Annotated in this window: 18 protein-coding genes and 1 tRNA gene; 15 read left to right on the forward strand and 4 right to left on the reverse strand. The window is 66.6% G+C overall.

The genetic code is table 11. From position 1 onward, the window contains the following. Positions 1-56: 56 nt before the first annotated feature. From C451_RS14825 to C451_RS14845, 5 genes are all read left to right on the forward strand, one after another. On the forward strand, positions 57-1,613 hold the full coding sequence (locus C451_RS14825; protein WP_007741767.1) for an ABC transporter ATP-binding protein: 1,557 nt from the start codon (positions 57-59) through the stop codon (positions 1,611-1,613). Beyond that, the gene (locus C451_RS14830) at positions 1,610-2,869 is read left to right on the forward strand and encodes an ABC transporter permease (protein WP_007741768.1); all 1,260 of its coding nucleotides are present in this window, start codon (positions 1,610-1,612) and stop codon (positions 2,867-2,869) included. Before C451_RS14825 ends, C451_RS14830 begins: the two co-directional genes overlap by 4 nt. Continuing rightward, on the forward strand, positions 2,866-3,951 hold the full coding sequence (locus C451_RS14835; RefSeq protein WP_007741769.1) for an ABC transporter permease: 1,086 nt from the start codon (positions 2,866-2,868) through the stop codon (positions 3,949-3,951). Before C451_RS14830 ends, C451_RS14835 begins: the two co-directional genes overlap by 4 nt. 235 nt (positions 3,952-4,186) lie before the next feature. After that, positions 4,187-4,558, forward strand: a complete 372-nt coding sequence (locus tag C451_RS14840) for a nuclear transport factor 2 family protein (RefSeq protein WP_007741770.1) — start codon at positions 4,187-4,189, stop codon at positions 4,556-4,558. Beyond that, complete coding sequence (locus C451_RS14845; RefSeq protein WP_007741771.1) at positions 4,558-4,767, forward strand: hypothetical protein; 210 nt, start codon at positions 4,558-4,560, stop codon at positions 4,765-4,767. Before C451_RS14840 ends, C451_RS14845 begins: the two co-directional genes overlap by 1 nt. Here C451_RS14845 and C451_RS14850 read toward each other — a convergent pair. Then, on the reverse strand, positions 4,764-5,717 hold the full coding sequence (locus C451_RS14850) for a zinc-dependent metalloprotease (RefSeq protein ID WP_007741773.1): 954 nt from the start codon (positions 5,715-5,717) through the stop codon (positions 4,764-4,766). The two genes, C451_RS14845 and C451_RS14850, sit on opposite strands and share 4 nt — an antisense overlap. Positions 5,718-5,755: 38 nt before the next feature. Then, on the reverse strand, positions 5,756-6,199 hold the full coding sequence (locus tag C451_RS14855; protein ID WP_080503554.1) for a hypothetical protein: 444 nt from the start codon (positions 6,197-6,199) through the stop codon (positions 5,756-5,758). Positions 6,200-6,294: 95 nt separating this feature from the next. Between C451_RS14855 and C451_RS14860 the strand changes: the two genes are divergently transcribed. The 4 genes from C451_RS14860 to purF are packed head-to-tail and all read left to right on the forward strand — an operon-like array spanning position 6,295 to position 9,232. Further along, complete coding sequence (locus C451_RS14860; RefSeq protein WP_007741777.1) at positions 6,295-7,353, forward strand: M20/M25/M40 family metallo-hydrolase; 1,059 nt, start codon at positions 6,295-6,297, stop codon at positions 7,351-7,353. Positions 7,354-7,404: 51 nt separating this feature from the next. Beyond that, positions 7,405-7,641, forward strand: coding sequence for an LSM domain-containing protein (locus tag C451_RS14865; protein ID WP_007741779.1), 237 nt, complete (start codon positions 7,405-7,407; stop codon positions 7,639-7,641). Continuing rightward, a complete protein-coding gene (locus C451_RS14870) occupies positions 7,638-7,811 on the forward strand; it encodes a 50S ribosomal protein L37e (protein WP_004055580.1) in 174 nt (57 codons plus the stop codon). The genes C451_RS14865 and C451_RS14870 overlap by 4 nt, the downstream gene beginning before the upstream one ends. Beyond that, positions 7,811-9,232, forward strand: a complete 1,422-nt coding sequence (gene purF, locus C451_RS14875; RefSeq protein ID WP_007741783.1) for an amidophosphoribosyltransferase — start codon at positions 7,811-7,813, stop codon at positions 9,230-9,232. Before C451_RS14870 ends, purF begins: the two co-directional genes overlap by 1 nt. Positions 9,233-9,235: 3 nt before the next feature. Here the strand turns inward: purF and C451_RS14880 are convergent, their stop codons facing one another. After that, the gene (locus C451_RS14880) at positions 9,236-10,051 is read right to left on the reverse strand and encodes an alpha/beta fold hydrolase (RefSeq protein WP_007741784.1); all 816 of its coding nucleotides are present in this window, start codon (positions 10,049-10,051) and stop codon (positions 9,236-9,238) included. A gap of 123 nt (positions 10,052-10,174) precedes the next feature. Here C451_RS14880 and C451_RS14885 point away from each other — a divergent pair. Further along, positions 10,175-10,259, forward strand: a tRNA-Leu gene (locus C451_RS14885). A gap of 365 nt (positions 10,260-10,624) precedes the next feature. On the opposite strand, the gene C451_RS14890 is transcribed toward C451_RS14885, so the two are convergent. Then, complete coding sequence (locus tag C451_RS14890; protein WP_007741785.1) at positions 10,625-11,689, reverse strand: polyprenyl synthetase family protein; 1,065 nt, start codon at positions 11,687-11,689, stop codon at positions 10,625-10,627. A gap of 88 nt (positions 11,690-11,777) precedes the next feature. Here C451_RS14890 and C451_RS14895 point away from each other — a divergent pair, with 88 nt between their 5' ends. The 5 genes from C451_RS14895 to C451_RS14915 all read left to right on the forward strand — a co-directional run. Next, on the forward strand, positions 11,778-13,079 hold the full coding sequence (locus C451_RS14895; protein WP_007741786.1) for a M20/M25/M40 family metallo-hydrolase: 1,302 nt from the start codon (positions 11,778-11,780) through the stop codon (positions 13,077-13,079). A 144-nt stretch (positions 13,080-13,223) separates the two neighbouring features. After that, complete coding sequence (locus tag C451_RS14900; protein ID WP_007741787.1) at positions 13,224-13,673, forward strand: acyl-CoA thioesterase; 450 nt, start codon at positions 13,224-13,226, stop codon at positions 13,671-13,673. 51 nt (positions 13,674-13,724) lie between these two features. Next, a complete protein-coding gene (locus tag C451_RS14905) occupies positions 13,725-15,218 on the forward strand; it encodes a TraB/GumN family protein (protein ID WP_007741788.1) in 1,494 nt (497 codons plus the stop codon). Next, positions 15,215-15,841 (forward strand): hypothetical protein, encoded by a 627-nt coding sequence (locus C451_RS14910; protein WP_007741789.1) that lies wholly within the window; start codon positions 15,215-15,217, stop codon positions 15,839-15,841. Before C451_RS14905 ends, C451_RS14910 begins: the two co-directional genes overlap by 4 nt. 63 nt (positions 15,842-15,904) lie before the next feature. Next, positions 15,905-16,518, forward strand: a 614-nt coding sequence (locus tag C451_RS14915) for an AIR synthase related protein (protein WP_007741790.1), incomplete at its 3' end; no start/stop codon positions are given.

The raw sequence follows: 16,518 nt of genomic DNA on the forward strand, positions 1-16,518 counted from the left end.
GTGTTCGACCACGCCAGAACCCACGAGAGGGACGGACCGCAGCACACGGGTGACGCATGACCGACGCGGTCGTCCTCGACGAGATCACCAAGCGCTTCCCCGGCGTCGTCGCCAACGACGCGGTCGACTTGACCGTGGAGACCGGCAGCGTCCACGCGCTGCTCGGCGAGAACGGTGCAGGCAAGTCCACGCTGATGAACGTCCTCTACGGGCTCTACCAGCCCGAGGGCGGGACGATCGAGCTCGACGGCGAGGTGCAGGAGTTCGACGCGCCGCGCGACGCCATCGACGCCGGCATCGGCATGATCCACCAGCACTTCATGCTCGTACCGCCGATGACCGTCGGCGAGAACGTCGTCCTCGGCAACGAACCCACGAAATGGGGCGGGCTCGCGACCGATCGCTCGCGGGCGCGTGAGGCGGTGCGCGAGCTGTCCGAGCGCTACGGGTTCGCCGTCGATCCCGACGAGCGCGTCGAGGAGATCAGCGTCGGCGAGCGCCAGCGCGTCGAGATCCTGAAGGCGCTCTACCGCGGTGCCGACCTGTTGATCCTCGACGAGCCGACGGCGGTACTCACCCCACAGGAGGTCGAGGAGCTGTTCGACGTCTTCGAGGAGCTCACCGCCGAGGGGAAAACTGTCCTATTCATCACGCACAAACTCGGCGAGGCGATGTCGGTCGCCGACGACATCACCGTCCTCCGCGACGGCGAGAACGTCGGCACCGTCGACGCCGACGAGACCAGTCGCGAACAGCTCGCCGAGATGATGGTCGGCCGCGAGGTCGTGCTCGATATCGAAACCGAATCCGTCGAGACCGGCGAAACGGTGCTCGACGTCGACGAACTCACGGTCACCGAAGAGGGCACCGATCAGGTCCGGAACGTCGACTTCGAGATCCACGAGGGCGAGATCCTCGGCGTCGCCGGCGTCGACGGCAACGGCCAGGCCGAACTGGTCGAGGCGCTCACCGGGCTCCGATCGCCGGACGAAGGAACGGTGACGCTCGACGGCGAAAATCTTGCAGGTGTCTCGCGGCGTGGCCACATCGAGCGCGGGATGGCCTACATCCCCGAGGATCGCCAGGAGCGCGGGCTCGTCATGGAGTTCGATCTCACCGAAAACGGCGTACTCGGCGGTCAGCACACCCCCCCGGTCGGCGGGACGCGTATCGACTGGCCGAGCGCGCGCGAGCACGCGAGCGACGTCATCGAGACCTACGACGTGCGCCCGCCGAACCCCGAGGCGGGAGCGAAGTCGCTGTCGGGGGGCAACCAGCAGAAGTTCCTCGTCGGCCGCGAGCTGGAGCGCGATCCGGGGATGGTCGTGGCGACGCATCCGACGCGGGGCGTCGACGTCGGCTCGACGGAGTTCGTCCACGACCGACTGCTCGCGCTCCGCGAGGCCGGCGTCGCGGTGCTGCTGATCTCGGCGAATCTCGCCGAGGTGCGCGGGCTCTCCGATCGGCTCGCGGTGATGCACGACGGCGAGTTCGTCGACGTCGTCGATCCCGATACGGTGACCGAAGAGGAGCTCGGCCTGTTGATGGCCGGCGAACGCCCCGACGAGCCGACGACGACCGAGAGCGTCAGCGCCGACGGGGGTGAACGATGAGCGCACGCGATCGCATCGAGAGCGGGCTTCGGCGGCTCGTAGCGGCGTCGTGGGCCGAGCGGTTAGGATTGAGTTTCGCGGCGCTCGTCGCGTCGGTGCTCGTCGGCGGGCTGATCGTCTTCTTCTCGGGAACGGCCGCGACCTGTCAGGAACCGGCCTACGGCGTGTTCGGCCTCACTTCCTGTTACAACCCCATCTCGGTCTACTCCGTGCTCGTGACGGGCGCGTTCGGCAGCATCCTCTCCGACCCGTTCAACTTCAACGTGGCGCTCACACTCAAGGAGACGACGCTGCTGATCTTCACCGGGCTGTCGGTGGCGGTGGCCTTCCGAGCCGGACTGTTCAACATCGGCTCGCAGGGCCAGCTGATCTTCGGCGGGCTGGCGAGCGCCATCACGGTGCTCACCGCCGGGCCGCTGCTGACGGGCGTCGGCGGATTCCTGCTGGTGCCGCTCGGCGTCCTCGCCGGCGCGCTCGCCGGCGCGCTCTACGGGGCGGTGCCGGGCGCGCTCAAGGCCTATGCCGGCGCGAACGAGGTGATCACGACGATCATGCTCAACTTCGTCGCCGAACAGATCGCCTTCTTCGTCGTGTCGGCGTACTTCGCCGCGCCCGACAGCCAGTCGGTCGAGACGAGTGAGATCCCGTCGGCCGCGGTGCTCGAATCGGCGCTGTTCGGCTCCGGCAGCGACTTCTCGATCGTCGCGTTCGTTGGCGGGCTGGTGCTCGTCGCCGGCCTCTACTATCTGATCAAGTACACCGCCTTCGGCTTCGATCTCCGGACGAGCGGGCTCCAGCCAGAGGCCGCACGGTTCGGCGGCGTCGACGCCAAGCGCACGATCGTGTCGAGTATGGCGCTGTCGGGAGCGTTCGCGGGTATCGGCGGTGCGGTCTGGGTGCTGATGGTGCTCGGTCGGTTCCAGACGGGCGTGCCCGCGCTCGGCTTCGATGGGATCACCGTCTCGATTCTCGCCGGCAACAACCCGCTGGGCGTGGTGCCCGCGGCGCTGCTGTTCGGCGTGCTCAAGAGCGGCTCGCTGGCCGTCCAGCTCTCGACCGGAGTCCCGATCCAGCTGGTCGGCGTGCTCCGTGGACTGATCATCCTGTTCGTGGCGATGCCGGAGTTCTTCCGGCTGCTCGGGAAGCAGTTCGTCACGACCGATCGCGAGCCGGCCGTCGCCACGGACGGCGGCGAGCAGACCCCCACAGAGCCACCATCGACCGGTGGGACGGACGACCCGGGAGGTGAACGATGAGCGTCGGACGGTTGCGATCGGCGCTAAACGGCGGTCTCCGGCATGCTCTCGCCTACGGGCTGGCCGGGCTGGTAGTGCTCGCTGCACTCTACGGCCTGGTCTTCCCGGAGACGATGGTCGGCGACCTGCTGCGGCTAGCGACCAGCAAGAGCACGCTCGGCGCGGCGCTCCGGCTCGCGGTACCGATCGCCTGTGCAGCCGTCGGCGGCATCTTCGCCGAGAAGGCCGGCGTCATCAACATCGGACTGGAGGGACTGCTGATCATCTCGGCGTTCACCGGTGTGTTCGTCACCGACGCGGTTGGGTCGGTGTTCTCGATTCCGGGCATCTGGGTCGGCTTCGTCGCCGGCGTGCTCGCGAGCACGCTGTTGTCACTCCTGTTCGCGGTGGTCTGTATCAAGTTCCGTGCCGACCAGATCATCGCCGGGCTCGCGGTCTGGCTCATCGCGCTCGGACTCGCGCCGTTCGCGGCGACGGTCGTCTACGGCAGCGTCAACACCAGCAGCGTCGGCACGCTCGGCACGTGGACGATCCCCGTGCTCTCGGAGCTGCCGTTCGTCGGCCCGGTGCTGTTCGACGCGAGTCCCACAGTGTATCTGATGTTCCTGGTCGTCGGCGGTGGCTGGTACGTGCTCAACCGGACGTCGTTCGGCCGACACGTCCGCGCGAGCGGTGAGAACCCGAAGGCGCTCGACACCGCTGGCGTCGATGTGACGCGGGTGCGCTATCTGGCGATCACGCTCTCGGGCGTGCTTTCGGGGATCGGCGGCGTCGGCCTCTCGCTCGGCCAGGTCGGGCAGTTCATCGGCAACGGCCAGACGATGGTCAACGGCAAGGGGTTCATCGCCATCGTGGCCTACCTGTTCGGCAACTACAACCCGCTCGGTGCGTTCGGGGCCTCCGTCCTGTTCGCGGGGCTCGACGCGCTCCAGCTCCGCCTCCAGCAGATCCCGGCCTACGCGGTACCGAGCTCGCTCGTGCAGACGATCCCCTACGTCACGGTGATCGTCGTCCTCGCGCTCGTCGGCCACACGCGCGTCCCCTCGGCCGCGGGCGATCACTACGAATCCGGCGAGGACTGAACCTTTTTTTTTTTTCACAGCCAGATCCGTTCGGCGATCGGTCCATCTTCCCGAAACGAGTGTCACGAGCGGCGGGTTGATGACGACCGCACCGGTATGTGGGCTATGCGCGTTCGCGACCGGCAGGACCGACCGAACGCCTGCTCGACACCCGCACTCGACGAACTCGTCGCCGAAGACGGAACGGATCGCGGCTTCCAGTAAGCGTAAACCGGATCGCCGCCACCGGCCGACAATGAGCGCCGAAACCACGATCGAGGAGTACTACGACGCGCTCCGTGCCGGCGAGCCGCTCGCAGCCTTCTTCGCCACCGACGCGCTCGTCAAATTCGGTATCGGCGAGCGCCTGAAGGGCCCCGATGGGATCGCCGCGGGACTCCATGAGCAGACGCGCACGACGGAGAACTGGACCGTCGAGAGCCACAATCTGCGGGTCACCGAAGAAGAGGGGTCGGCCTGGTTCGCTGACGACGTTCGGATGGCGTGGTACGATACCGAGAGCGATGAACACCACGACCATCGAACGCGGTGGAGCGGCGGGCTCCGCTGGGCGGACGACGGCTGGCGGTTCGTCGGGATGCACGTCAGCGTGCCCGGGGATACCTGATGGTCGGGCCAACCACACGCGAGGAGCGACGGACGGCCTCGCGCCGGTTCAAACTCGCGTTCGTCGTGCTCGTCGGGCTTTCGGGCGGCCTCATCGCGTTGCAGGGCGGCGGATCGCTTTTCATTGTACTGCTCGCGGCGCTCGCCGGTCTCCTCGTCGGGATCATCATGGTCGCGTTCGCCTTTCCGAGCGGTCTTCGCGAGGATTAGTCGACGCGTACGAGCCACGTCTCGGGCGCATCGAGCTCGTCGTCGCTCGGGAGGTTTTCGGGGGCATCCCAGACGAGGCTGGCCGTCTCGATATCGCGCGCCTCGACGACGTGCTCGAAGAAGGCCTTGCCGCGCTCGTACTGGCGGCGCTTCATGCCGAGCCCGAGCAGCCGGCGGACGAGGGCGGCGATCGGACCGCGACCGCGCCGGCGCGCCTCGACTTTCTCGCGCAGATCTTCGTACTCGTCGTCGAACGCGCGATCCATCAGCAGTTCGGCGTAGCCCTCGACGGCGGTCATCGCGGCGTTCAGCTCGCGCATCGACTGGCGGTCGATCCGGCCGTCGCCGAGCGCGTCGACACTCTGCTCCATTCTGGTTTCGAGGTGATCGGGCAGCCACGGGGCCGCACCGAACTCGGCGGCGTGTGTCACTTCGTGGAAGGCGATCCAGCGACGGAACCGCTCCTCCGAGACGTCGAGTTCGTCGGCGACGCGGGCGATGTTCGGCTGGACGAAATACAGCGCGTGCGACTCGGCCGGCGATTCGGCGAGCAGGAGGGGATCGTACTGGCCGAGCACGTTGTTGGCGAGGAAAGCGAGCGCGACGCTCATCGAACCGGTGTTGAGCATGCGTGCGAACCCGGCCAGTCCGGGGCCGGTCGTTTCGAGCGTTCCGAGCACGCGCTCGAAGGTGGCCGTGTTGGCGTCGATCCAGTGATGGCGGTTCTGCACCTCGATGGTGTCCGGCACGTCGAAGTCGACGCCCGCGACCTCGCTGACGCGTGTCCGCGCATCGCGGACGTCTCGTGCGTAGCCGTCGCGTTCGGCCGCCGAAAGCGAGAGGTCACCGGGGTCGACGGCGGCCGTTGCCGCCTCGGTGACGGCTCTCCAGTCGATGAGGCCGTCGCCGGAGGCCGTCGTGATCGCACGAACGCTATCGGAGAGAGTCACGAAAGAAACGACGTGCCGACCGGGCAAAGCGCTTTGCCTTACAGCTCTTCGAACTCGTTTTCGAAGTCGTCGTCACCGCCGAGATAGCGCCGGACGAGCATGACGACACCGGCGAGCACGAGCAGTTTGAGCAGCGTCCGCGTCTTGCTGCGACCGCCCGACTCGTCGTCCTCGTCGGCGACGGTCTCGTCGATCTCGACGACGGCACCGTGCTCGCCCTCGTCTTCCTCGCCGACCTGGACCGTGTTGCCGCCGTCGGCGCTGGCCTCGGTCGAACTCGTCACTGTCGAATCCGTCTCGGACGAATCCGATTCGCTGCCGAAGTCGGTCTCCGCGAACGACGACTGCTCGTCGTCAGTCTCACCGAAGCCGAGTCGGTCGCGGACGAGATCGCCGACGTCCGACGTGAGCTCCAGATCGCTCGTGAACTCGTTGTCCTCGGCGTGCAGGTGGAGTTCGAGCAGGGTCAAGTTGTCTGCCATGCCGACGAGTTCGCTACGAGCCACCTTATTCGTTTGGGCTTCGAGTGCCGGCAGCGTGGCGGGAACTTCATCAGCCTCGAAGCGGTACAACGACCGTGAACGAACGACAACGTGCGTTTCTGGACGAACTGCTCACGACGCCGAGCCCGTCGGGTTTCGAGACCCGTGGCCAGCGCGTCTGGATCGACTACGTGAGCGAGTTCGCCGACGAGGTACGAACCGATTCGTACGGCAACGCCATCGCCGTCCTGGAGGGCGCGAGCGATGCACCGACCGTCGCGCTGACCGGCCACGCCGACGAGATCGGCTTCGTCGTGCGCGACATCGACGGCGAGGGGTTCGTCAGGATCGGTGCCATCGGCGGTGCCGACAAGACCGTCTCGCGCGGCCAGCACGTCACGATCCACGCCGCCGACGGCCCGATCGAGGGCGTCATCGGCCAGACGGCGATCCACCTCCGCGACGACCACGAGACCGCCGACATCGAGGACCAACACGTCGACATCGGCGTCGCGGACGAGGAGCGCGCCCGAGAGCTGGTCGCGGTCGGCGATCCGATCACGATCGAGAGCACGATCAGCGAGCTCGACGATAGCCGGCTCGCCGCCCGCGGCATGGACAACCGCATCGGCACGTGGGCCGCCGCGGAGGGGCTACGCCGCGCAAGCGAGGCCGACGTCGACGCGACGGTCTACGCCGTGAGCACCGTCCAGGAGGAGGTCGGCCTGCAGGGAGCAAAGATGATCGGCTTCGAGCTCGCGCCCGACGCGGCGATCGTCGTCGACGTCACCCACGCGACGGACGACCCCGGAACGCCCGGCAACCGCAGTACGGGTGTCGAACTCGGCGACGGACCAGTCATTGCCCGCGGCGGGGCGAACCATCCCGCTCTGGTCGACGCGCTGCGTGAGAGCGCGGACGCAGCCGACATCGCGACCCAGCTCCAGGCGACGGGTTCGCGGACGGGCACCGACGCCGACGCCATCTTCACCGAGCGCGGCGGCATTCCGTCGCTCAACCTCGGCCTGCCGAACCGCTACATGCACACGCCCGTCGAGGTCATCGACACCGACGATCTCGACGCAGTCGCCGACCTGCTCGGCGCGTTCGCGGCCGACGTCGAGGCCGACGACACGTTCGCCGTCGATATCTAGGCCCGTACGCCGGTCGGTACGTTTAAGAGCGCAACCCGGCGAGTGGGCCGTATGAGTGGACGCCCCCTCGACGTACTCGAAGCGAACCTCGGCGACGGCGTCGCTGTCCGACTGAAGGACGGCGTGACCTACACGGGCGAGCTCGGCGGCTACGATCAGCATCTGAACGTCGTGCTCGAACCCGCAGGCGGCGATTCCGAGCCGTCGGCCGATGAGGGCGAGGCATCGGAGACGGTCGAGAGCACAACGATTATCCGCGGCGACAACGTCGTCTCGATAACACCATGACATCCGGCGGAACGTCGTCCCAAGGGAAGAAGAACAAGACCGTTCACGTGAAATGTCGCCGCTGCGGTGAGGCTTCCTACCACAAGACGAAGAAAGTCTGTTCGTCCTGTGGCTTCGGGAAGTCCGCCAAACGGCGCGACTACGAGTGGCAGGAGAAAGCCGGCGAGTAATGGACGAGAAGTGCGGCGTCGTCGGCGTCTCACTTGCCGACCGCGCCGCCGCCCGCCCCCTTTACTACGCGCTGTACGCCCTCCAGCACCGCGGCCAGGAGTCGGCGGGCATCATCACTCACGACGGCTTTCAGCAACACTCCCACGTCGAGATGGGACTGGTCGGCGACGCCTTCGATCCCGACGACATCGACGGACTCAACGGCTCGAACGGGATCGGCCACGTCCGCTATCCGACCGCCGGCAGCGTCGATACCGCCTGCGCACAGCCGTTCTCGGTCTCGTTCAAGAGCGGCTCGCTCGGGCTCTCGCACAACGGCAACCTCGTCAACGCGGGCACGATCCGCGACGAGCTCGCCGGGATGGGCCACGCCTTCACCTCCGACGGTGACACCGAGGTCATCGCTCACGACCTCGCGCGCAACCTCCTCGACGCGGATCTCGTGACCGCCGTCGAGGAGACGATGGCCAAGGTCCACGGCTCGTACTCGCTCGCGGTGATGCACGACGACCGCGTGCTCGGGCTCAGGGATCCACAGGGTAATCGACCGCTCTGTCTCGGTGAACTCGACGACGGCTACGTACTCGCCAGCGAGAGCGCCGCCATCGACGCGCTCGACGGCGAGCTTATCAGGGACGTGGAGCCGGGCGAACTGATCGTACTCGATCCCGACGGCACGGGCTACGAGAGCCACCGACTCACCGATCCCGACACCACCGCACGCTGTTTCTTCGAACACGTTTACTTCGCCAGACCCGACTCAACCGTCGACGGCAAACTCGTCTACGAGGCCCGCCGCGAACTCGGCCGCGGGCTCTGGACCGAGAACGGCATCGATACCGACGTCGTGATGCCCGTCCCCGACTCGGGACGGGCCTTCGCCTCCGGCTACGCCGAAGCCGCCAACGAGGACGGCGGGGGCGTCGAGTTCGCCGAGGGGCTGATGAAAAACCGGTATGTGGGCCGCACGTTCATCATGCCGAGCCAGGACGAGCGCGAGCGCGCCGTCCGGCTCAAGCTCAACCCGATCAAATCGACCGTCGAGGGGAAAACCGTCACGCTCATCGACGACTCGATCGTCCGTGGGACGACCTCGACACAGCTGGTCGAGCTGCTCCACGACGTCGGTGCCGCGGAGGTCCATCTCCGCATCGGCTCGCCACCGATCGTCGCGCCCTGCTACATGGGCATCGACATGGCGAGTCGCGACGAACTCATCGCCGCCGGGAAGACCGTCGACGAGGTCCGGGAGGAGATCAACGCCGACAGCCTCGGCTTCCTCTCGCCCGCATCGATCGCCGACGCGCTCGACACGGCGCGCGAGGACCTCTGCATGGGCTGTGTAACCGGCAAATATCCCTACGATATCGACGGCGAGGCAACCGACCGTGCCGTCAGCCGACCGGTCATCGGCGACTGAAGTTCAGTAGACGTCCTCGAGAAACGACCGGATGGCCGCGGTCGCCGCCTTCGGGTTCTCGGTGTTCGAACTGTGGCCAGCTTCGGGAATCAGTTCCTGACGGGCATCGGGAAGCGCGTCGAGCATCGATTCGGTGCGTTCGGGTTCGAGCGAGACGTCCTCCGCACCGTGGACCGAGAGCACGGGCACGTCGATGGCTGGCAGTTCGTCGGTGAAGTCCGGGCGATCGAGCCACGAGTGCATCTCCCGATAGAACCCTTCCGGCGGGTAGGTCCGCCAGCGTTCGGTCCAGTGTTCGACGAGTTCGGAGTTCTCCGCCAGCGTCGTCGCGCCGAACAGCTGGTTTTTCGCGACGTCGACCAGATGATCGGCGAATTCGCCATCCGCGCGGACTTGGTCAGCCATCTGTCGGTACTGCTCGCGCTCCTCGTCGGTGTGGGGTTCGGCGATGGCGTCAATCAGGACGACGCCCGCCAACTGCTCGGGATAGCGCTCGGCGAAGCGCAGCGCCATGAACCCGCCCATCGACATCCCACAGAGGACGAACGTGTCGATGTCGAGCGCGTCGGTCAGGGCGTCGAGGTCGTCGGCCAGATCGTAGAGATCGTATTCGGTCGCGTACTGGTCGGTGCGGGCCCGGAGATCGTAGGCTACCGTCCGGTAGTCGTCGCTGAGGGCGTCGATCTGCGGATCGTACATCGTCCGATCCATCAGCGTCCCGTGCGCGAAGACGATCGCCGGCCCCTCACCGCGATCGGTCACGACCGTCTCCGGGCGCAGTCGATATCGTTCGGTCACCGTCTCGCTCGGTTCAGGCATGAGAACAGCACGACTGCGAGCGGCTTATATCTAGGCGCGTGTGCTCCGGGGACGTGCAATCGTCCGACAGGGAGCGGTGAGATGGAAGCGCTTTTATTGGGCCGGGCGATAGCAACGACTCGCGCGTGGGTAGCCAAGCTAGGCCAACGGCGCAGCGTTGAGGGCGCTGTCCTGTAGAGGTCCGCCGGTTCAAATCCGGTCCCACGCATCCACCTTTTGCTGCGCTTCGCTCGCTAGCGCTCGCTCGCTCGCTTGCAAGGACGTGAGGAAAAGCCACCGGTAGAGCGGAGCTCTCCCGAGCCTTCGCTCACTTCGTTCGCGCAGACAGCGTCACCCCACGGGTTCCTCGGTCCGCTCATTCGCGGTGCTCGTTCGTGGTTCGATATCAACAATTGCAGACCGCACAGCCACCGCCCCGCACAGCACCACAGAAGCCCTCACTCGCTCCTTCCGGTCGCTCGTTCGCCCTTCATCCACCAGGAGAGCATACTCTCCTGAGCCTCGGCTCGTTCCACTCGCCGAGACACCAAGGTCAGCAGGCCGCACAGCACCACCACAACCGCAGCAGCCAGCTCAGACGTCGCGCTCGACGACGAATCGAGTGAAATCGGCGAGGTTGTCGGCCGATTCGTCGGCAAGATCGAGTTCGGCCAGATGGTCGCGTGCTTCGGCGGCGATGTCGAGGGCGCACTCACGGGCGTAGGCGACGCTGTCGGTCTCCTCGAAGATGGCGATGACCTCGGCGATCTCCTCGGTGCTGTTCTCGTCGGCCCAGAGCAGTTCTTCGAGTCTGGCGGCACGCTCGGGGTCGGCCTCGCGGGCGGCGTGGATCGCCATCAGCGTCTTCTTGCCCTCGCGGACGTCGTTGCCGATCCCCTTGCCGAACGCGCCGCCGGCCTCGGTGGCGGTCTCGACGTCGAGGATGTCGTCGCCGATCTGGAAGGCGATCGACATCAGTTCGGCGTAACGTGCGGCGTGGTGTTCGACTTCCTCGGGCTGGTCGGTGAGGATCGTGGCCAGCCGGGCGACGATACGCCCGAGACAGCCGGTTTTGCACGCACACATCTCGAGATACTGTTGCTCGGAGATCTCGATTTCCTGCTGGTTGTGCCAGTGAATGTCCATCCCCTGCCCGAGATGCGTCCGATTCAGTTCGTGCATCAGCATCTCGTAGATCGCGAGGCGCGTCTCGGGCGCGAGGTCGGCGGGATCGCGCGAGACGATCTTGAGCGGGAGGAAGTACATCGCGTTGCCGGCGTTGAGTGCGACGTCGGTGCCGAACTCGTGGTGGAGCGCCGATTCGCCGCGGCGCATCGTCGCGCCGTCCTCGACGTCGTCGACGATGATCGTCCCGTTGTGGAGGATCTCCGGAATGCAGGCGTAGGGCAGATACTCGTGCGGGTCGGCACCGAACCCCTCGATGAGCAGACAGCAGACGACCGCGCGCCAGCGCTTGCCACCGCGATCGAGCAGGTTCCAGACGGGTTCGGAGAGCGCGTGCCGGATCGCCGTCGCGTCGTAGTCGTAGGTCGGTGGGCCGAAGAACGATGTCGCGTAGTCGACACCAGTCTCGCGTGGCAGCAGCCGCTCGATCTCCTCGTCGATGACCGGCCGCCACGCCGCGAGCACGTCGCGCATACACCGAACGGGTCGGGGACGAGCTAAAAAGGCTCGCTCTCACCCGCGAAGACGAAACGCTTAGCACGCGCTCGCCGGCAGCTATCCCATGCACGACTGGATCGGCGAGACGTTCACGAGCGACACTGGCTGGAACCATCTCGAAACGCTCGTCGACATCGGTAATCGCATGGCCGGCAGCGAGGGCGAACGCCGCGCCGCAGCAGCTACTCGCGACGCGCTCACCGACGCCGGCGCACGAAACGCCCGCCTGGAGACGTTCGACATCCAGGGCTGGACGCGCGGCGAGAGCACGATCCGTACGGACGACACCGATGCCGCCTGCATCGCGCTTCCGCGAAGCCCGAGCACCGACGCGACCGGCGAACTCGTCGATCTCGGCTATGGTCTTCCCGAGGACTTCGCTGATCACGATATCGAGGGCGAGATCGTGATGGTCGCGAGCGACGTCCCCGATCATCACGACCGGTTCGTCCACCGTAGCGAGAAGTATCACCGTGCGGTCGCGGGCGGGGCGAGCGCGTTCGTCTTCCGCAACCACGTCCCCGGCCAGCTCCCACCTACGGGGAGCGTCGCCGGTACCGACGGCCCGATCGGCGAGATCCCCGCCGTCGGCGTCTCGAAGGAAGTCGGGGCACGTCTCAGTCGGCGGTACGACGGAGAGCAGGTGAGCGTCAAAGTCGAGGCCGAGATCCACGACGCGACGAGTCAGAACGTCCACGCCGAACTTGGACCGCAGAGCGACGAACGAATGCTCGTGACGAGCCACGTCGACGCCCACGACATCGCCGAGGGCGCGATGGACAACGGTGCGGGCACGGCGATGGTCGTCGAACTCGCCCGCGCGCTCGCCGATCGGGAGGACGAACTCGACGTTACTGTGGAGTTCGTCGCGTTCGGGGCCGAGGAGGTCGGGCTGTGCGGTTCGGAGTATCTGGCCGCGGAGACAGATCTCGATTCGGTGACGGCGATCCTCAACAACGACGGCGTCGTCGCCGGACGCACGCTGGCGCTGCTGACACACGGTTTCGACGAACTGGCGGCGGTCGCGGAGGGAGTCGCCGATCGATTCGATCACCCGATGAAGACGGTGCCGAAACAGGGTCCCCACAGCGACCACTGGCCGTTCGTCCGCTGGGGCGTACCGAGCTATCACGTCAAGAGCGATACGGGGCCGGACCGCGGCTGGGGTCACACCCACGCCGACACGCTCGACAAACTCGACTCGCGCACCTTCCGCGAGCAGGCGATCCTCCTCACCGAGCTCGCCGTCTCGCTCGCCGACGACGAGTTCACGGTTTCCCGTGCCGACCCCGACGAGATCGCGGCCGCGCTCGAAGCCGAGGGCGAGGCCGCCGGGATGAAAGTCACCGGCGAGTGGCCGTACTGATACTGTCGGACGGAAGTACGTGAAGTTCAGATCGAGAAGACCTACTGCAACGAGTGATGTTTCACCGCACGATTTCCGATCAGTTCCGTCCGACTGTACGAGGGAGATACAGCAGGCTCATTCCGCTGCGTGCGAAGAATCGATATGACCGATCTGCAATCGACCTACATCGAGAACCGGGAGATGGTCCAGCCCAACCACGCGAACAATCTTCAAAGTGTGCACGGCGGCAACGTGATGAAGTGGATGGACGAGATCGGTGCGATGAGCGCGATGCGCTTCGCGGGCAACTCCTGTGTCACCGCACGGATCAACCAGGTCGACTTCGAACGCCCCATCAGAGTCGGCGACGTCGCGCTCATCGAATCCTACGTCTATCGAGCCGGTCAGACGAGCGTCCACGTCCGCCTCCAGACCTACCGCGAGGATCTCACCAGCGGCGAGCGCGAGAAGACCACCGATTCGTACTTCGTCTACGTCGCCATCGACGAGGATGGAAACCCCACACCAGTACCCGAACTCACCATCGACTCCGAAGAGGGTGAACGGCTTCAGGCTGCCGCGCTCGACGAGAAGGACGGATCGCACGAGTAACCCGGATTCTATCCCGACAGGGGTAAGGAAGGCCAGTTCGTCCACACCGCAATGAGCGATTCGACGGCGACGACGGACGAGGGAAGCGTCCGCGTCGTCGGGACGGCCCACGTCTCCCCCGAGAGCGTCGGCGAGGTCGAGCGCACCATCGCCGAGGAGCGCCCGGACGTCGTGGCGGTCGAGCTCGACGAGGGTCGTTTTCGCCAGCTCAAGGGCGAACAGCCCGACGATCTGTCGGCAGGCGATCTCCTCCGTGGCAATACGGTCTTCCAGTTTCTCGCCTACTGGATGCTCTCCTACGTGCAGACCCGCCTCGGCGACGAGTTCGACATCAATCCCGGAGCGGACATGCTCGCAGCCGTCGAGACCGCGGAAGAGTTCGGCTCGAACGTCGCGCTCGTCGACCGCGATATCCAGATGACGATCCAGCGGTTCTGGGCGCGGATGACCGCCGGCGAGAAGCTCAGCATGCTGTTGAGCCTCCCGCTCGGGTTCGCCTCGCCGCTGGCGGTCGGCATGGGGATCGGCATCGCGCTCGGGGCCTTCCTCGCCATCCCGATCGAGGCGTTCGTCGGCCCGCTCGTACTGCCGGCGACGGCCGCCGTTCCCGGTCTCCTCGTCGCGGTGGCCGACTTCCTGGCGGTGGCGATCCTCTCCGGGTTCGTCCTCGGAACGATCCTCACCGCGGCGTTTGTCTGGAGCGTCCCGGAAGAAGAGGAGGCCGAGGAGTTCGACATCGAGGACATGACCGATACCGACGTCGTGAGCACCATGCTGGAGGAGTTCCGAGCGTTTTCGCCGGGCGGCGCGGAGGCACTCATCGACGAACGGGACGCGTTCATCGCCCACCGGCTGGTGGCGCTCCGTGAGCAGGGCCATCGAGTCGTCGCGGTCGTCGGTGCCGGCCATCGCGAGGGGATCGAGCGCTACCTCCGCAATCCGGGGGCGCTCCCGCCGATGGACTCGCTGGTCGGCCACGAGAGCGGCCGACGGTTCTCGCCGTACAAACTCGTCGGCTACCTGTTCACGCTCGGCTTCCTCGTCTTCTTCGTCCTGCTGGCGATGGCCGGCGCGCGCAACGGCTTCCTCCTCAGACTGTTCGGCGCGTGGTTTCTCGTCAACGGCGTCTTCGCCACCGTGCTCGCCAGACTCGGCGGCGCACACTGGGCGAGCGCGCTCGTCGGCGGCGCGGTCGCGTGGCTCACGAGCGTCAACCCCCTGCTCGCGCCGGGCTGGTTCGCCGGCTACGTCGAACTGCGCTATCTCGACGTCAACGTCGGCGACATCAACACGCTGAACGAGATCCTGAGCGACGAGGAGAGCCCGCTCGGCGAGCTCTGGGAACGCCTCCGTGAGGTCGCTCTCTTCCGACTCATCGCGATCGTCGCACTCACCAACGTCGGCTCCATCGTGGCGAGCTTCCTGTTCGCGGCCATCGTTCTCCCGGTGCTCGCGGCGGGTGTCGGCGGCGTCGACGGCGTCGTCGATCTGATGATACAGGGAGCCGAGAACAGCGCCGACCTCATCTGGGGGGCGCTCACGTGAGATTCGCCCGGCGCGAACTCGTCGATCTCGCGATCGCGTGGATCGCGCTCGGCGTCGCGTTCGCGCTCTTTTTCACACCGCCGCTTCGGCAGATCCTCCTCGCCGGCGACGTCGATCTGCTGCTCTCTGGGCCCGTCTTCCGCTCGTTTGCGCTCAGCATGCTCACCGCCGGCATCGGCTTTCTCCTCCACGAGCTGGCGCACAAACTCGTCGCCCAGCGGTTCGGCCAGGTCGCACAGTTTCAGGCCGACTACGGCATGCTCTTCCTGGCGGTGGCGAGCGCCTTTGCCGGCTTCCTGTTCGCCGCCCCCGGCGCGGTCTACCACCGCGGTCGCATCACGAAACGCCAGAACGGGCTCATCGCGCTCGCCGGCCCGGTGACGAACCTCGTTCTCGCAGTCGGGTTCGCGGCGCTCGCGCTGTTCGCCACCGGCTTTCTCGGCACGGTCGGCACGTTCGGCGTCGGCATCAACCTCCTCCTGGCCGGGTTCAACATGCTCCCGTTCGGTCCGCTCGACGGGCGCACGGTGCTCTCCTGGAGCGTCGTCGTCTTCGCGGTCGCCTTCGTCGCGAGCGCCGGTTCGGCGGTCGCGGTGTTCCTGACGTTCGGTATCGGCCTCTGAACTGCCGAAAGCGCTCGCCCCCTCACCGACGGGCTTTTGTCCGCCTCCACCGGCGCTTTCGCCATGACCGACGACGCGGACGAGGAACTCACGTACGCCGGCGCGGGCGTCGATATCGGCGCGAGCGAGGCCGCGACGGCGGCGCTCGTGGGAGCGGTCGACGACGAGGACGGCGAGGGTGACTACGCCGGACTGATCGACATCGGCGGCCAGTATCTCGCGCTCGCGACCGACGGCGTCGGCACCAAACTGCTCGTCGCCGAGGCGGTCGACGACTACTCCACCGTGGGCATCGACTGCATCGCGATGAACGCCAACGACCTCGTAGCCGCTGGGGTCGAACCCGTGGCCTTCGTCGACTACCTCGCGGTCGACGAGCCCGACGAAGGGACCGCCGCCGAGCTCGGTGCGGGGCTCGCGACGGGAGCCGAACGCGCTGACGTGGCGCTTGTCGGCGGTGAGACGGCAGTCATGCCGGAAGTGATTCGCGGGCTCGACATCGCCGGAACGTGTGCGGGGCTCGCCGACGAGAGCAATCTCTTCGGCGAGGCAGAGATCGGCGACGCACTCGTCGGGTTTCCCTCCTCGGGCATCCACTCGAACGGGCTGACACTCGCGCGCGAGGCCGCGACCCGAAATGGAGATTACGCCCTGTCTCTTATACACATCTCTGATGG

The organism is Halococcus thailandensis JCM 13552, assembly GCF_000336715.1.
GTDB lineage: Archaea > Halobacteriota > Halobacteria > Halobacteriales > Halococcaceae > Halococcus > Halococcus thailandensis.

Excerpts from the sequence above, each read along its gene's own strand:
- C451_RS14825 (WP_007741767.1), top strand. The coding sequence starts at position 57 with ATGACCGACGCGGTCGTCCTCGACGAGATCACCAAGCGCTTCCCCGGC.
- C451_RS14830 (WP_007741768.1), top strand. The coding sequence starts at position 1,610 with ATGAGCGCACGCGATCGCATCGAGAGCGGGCTTCGGCGGCTCGTAGCG.
- C451_RS14835 (WP_007741769.1), top strand. The coding sequence starts at position 2,866 with ATGAGCGTCGGACGGTTGCGATCGGCGCTAAACGGCGGTCTCCGGCAT.
- C451_RS14840 (WP_007741770.1), top strand. The coding sequence starts at position 4,187 with ATGAGCGCCGAAACCACGATCGAGGAGTACTACGACGCGCTCCGTGCC.
- C451_RS14845 (WP_007741771.1), top strand. The coding sequence starts at position 4,558 with ATGGTCGGGCCAACCACACGCGAGGAGCGACGGACGGCCTCGCGCCGG.
- C451_RS14855 (WP_080503554.1), bottom strand. The coding sequence starts at position 6,199 with ATGGCAGACAACTTGACCCTGCTCGAACTCCACCTGCACGCCGAGGAC.
- C451_RS14865 (WP_007741779.1), top strand. The coding sequence starts at position 7,405 with ATGAGTGGACGCCCCCTCGACGTACTCGAAGCGAACCTCGGCGACGGC.
- C451_RS14870 (WP_004055580.1), top strand. The coding sequence starts at position 7,638 with ATGACATCCGGCGGAACGTCGTCCCAAGGGAAGAAGAACAAGACCGTT.
- purF (WP_007741783.1), top strand. The coding sequence starts at position 7,811 with ATGGACGAGAAGTGCGGCGTCGTCGGCGTCTCACTTGCCGACCGCGCC.
- C451_RS14880 (WP_007741784.1), bottom strand. The coding sequence starts at position 10,051 with ATGCCTGAACCGAGCGAGACGGTGACCGAACGATATCGACTGCGCCCG.
- C451_RS14890 (WP_007741785.1), bottom strand. The coding sequence starts at position 11,689 with ATGCGCGACGTGCTCGCGGCGTGGCGGCCGGTCATCGACGAGGAGATC.
- C451_RS14895 (WP_007741786.1), top strand. The coding sequence starts at position 11,778 with ATGCACGACTGGATCGGCGAGACGTTCACGAGCGACACTGGCTGGAAC.
- C451_RS14900 (WP_007741787.1), top strand. The coding sequence starts at position 13,224 with ATGACCGATCTGCAATCGACCTACATCGAGAACCGGGAGATGGTCCAG.
- C451_RS14905 (WP_007741788.1), top strand. The coding sequence starts at position 13,725 with ATGAGCGATTCGACGGCGACGACGGACGAGGGAAGCGTCCGCGTCGTC.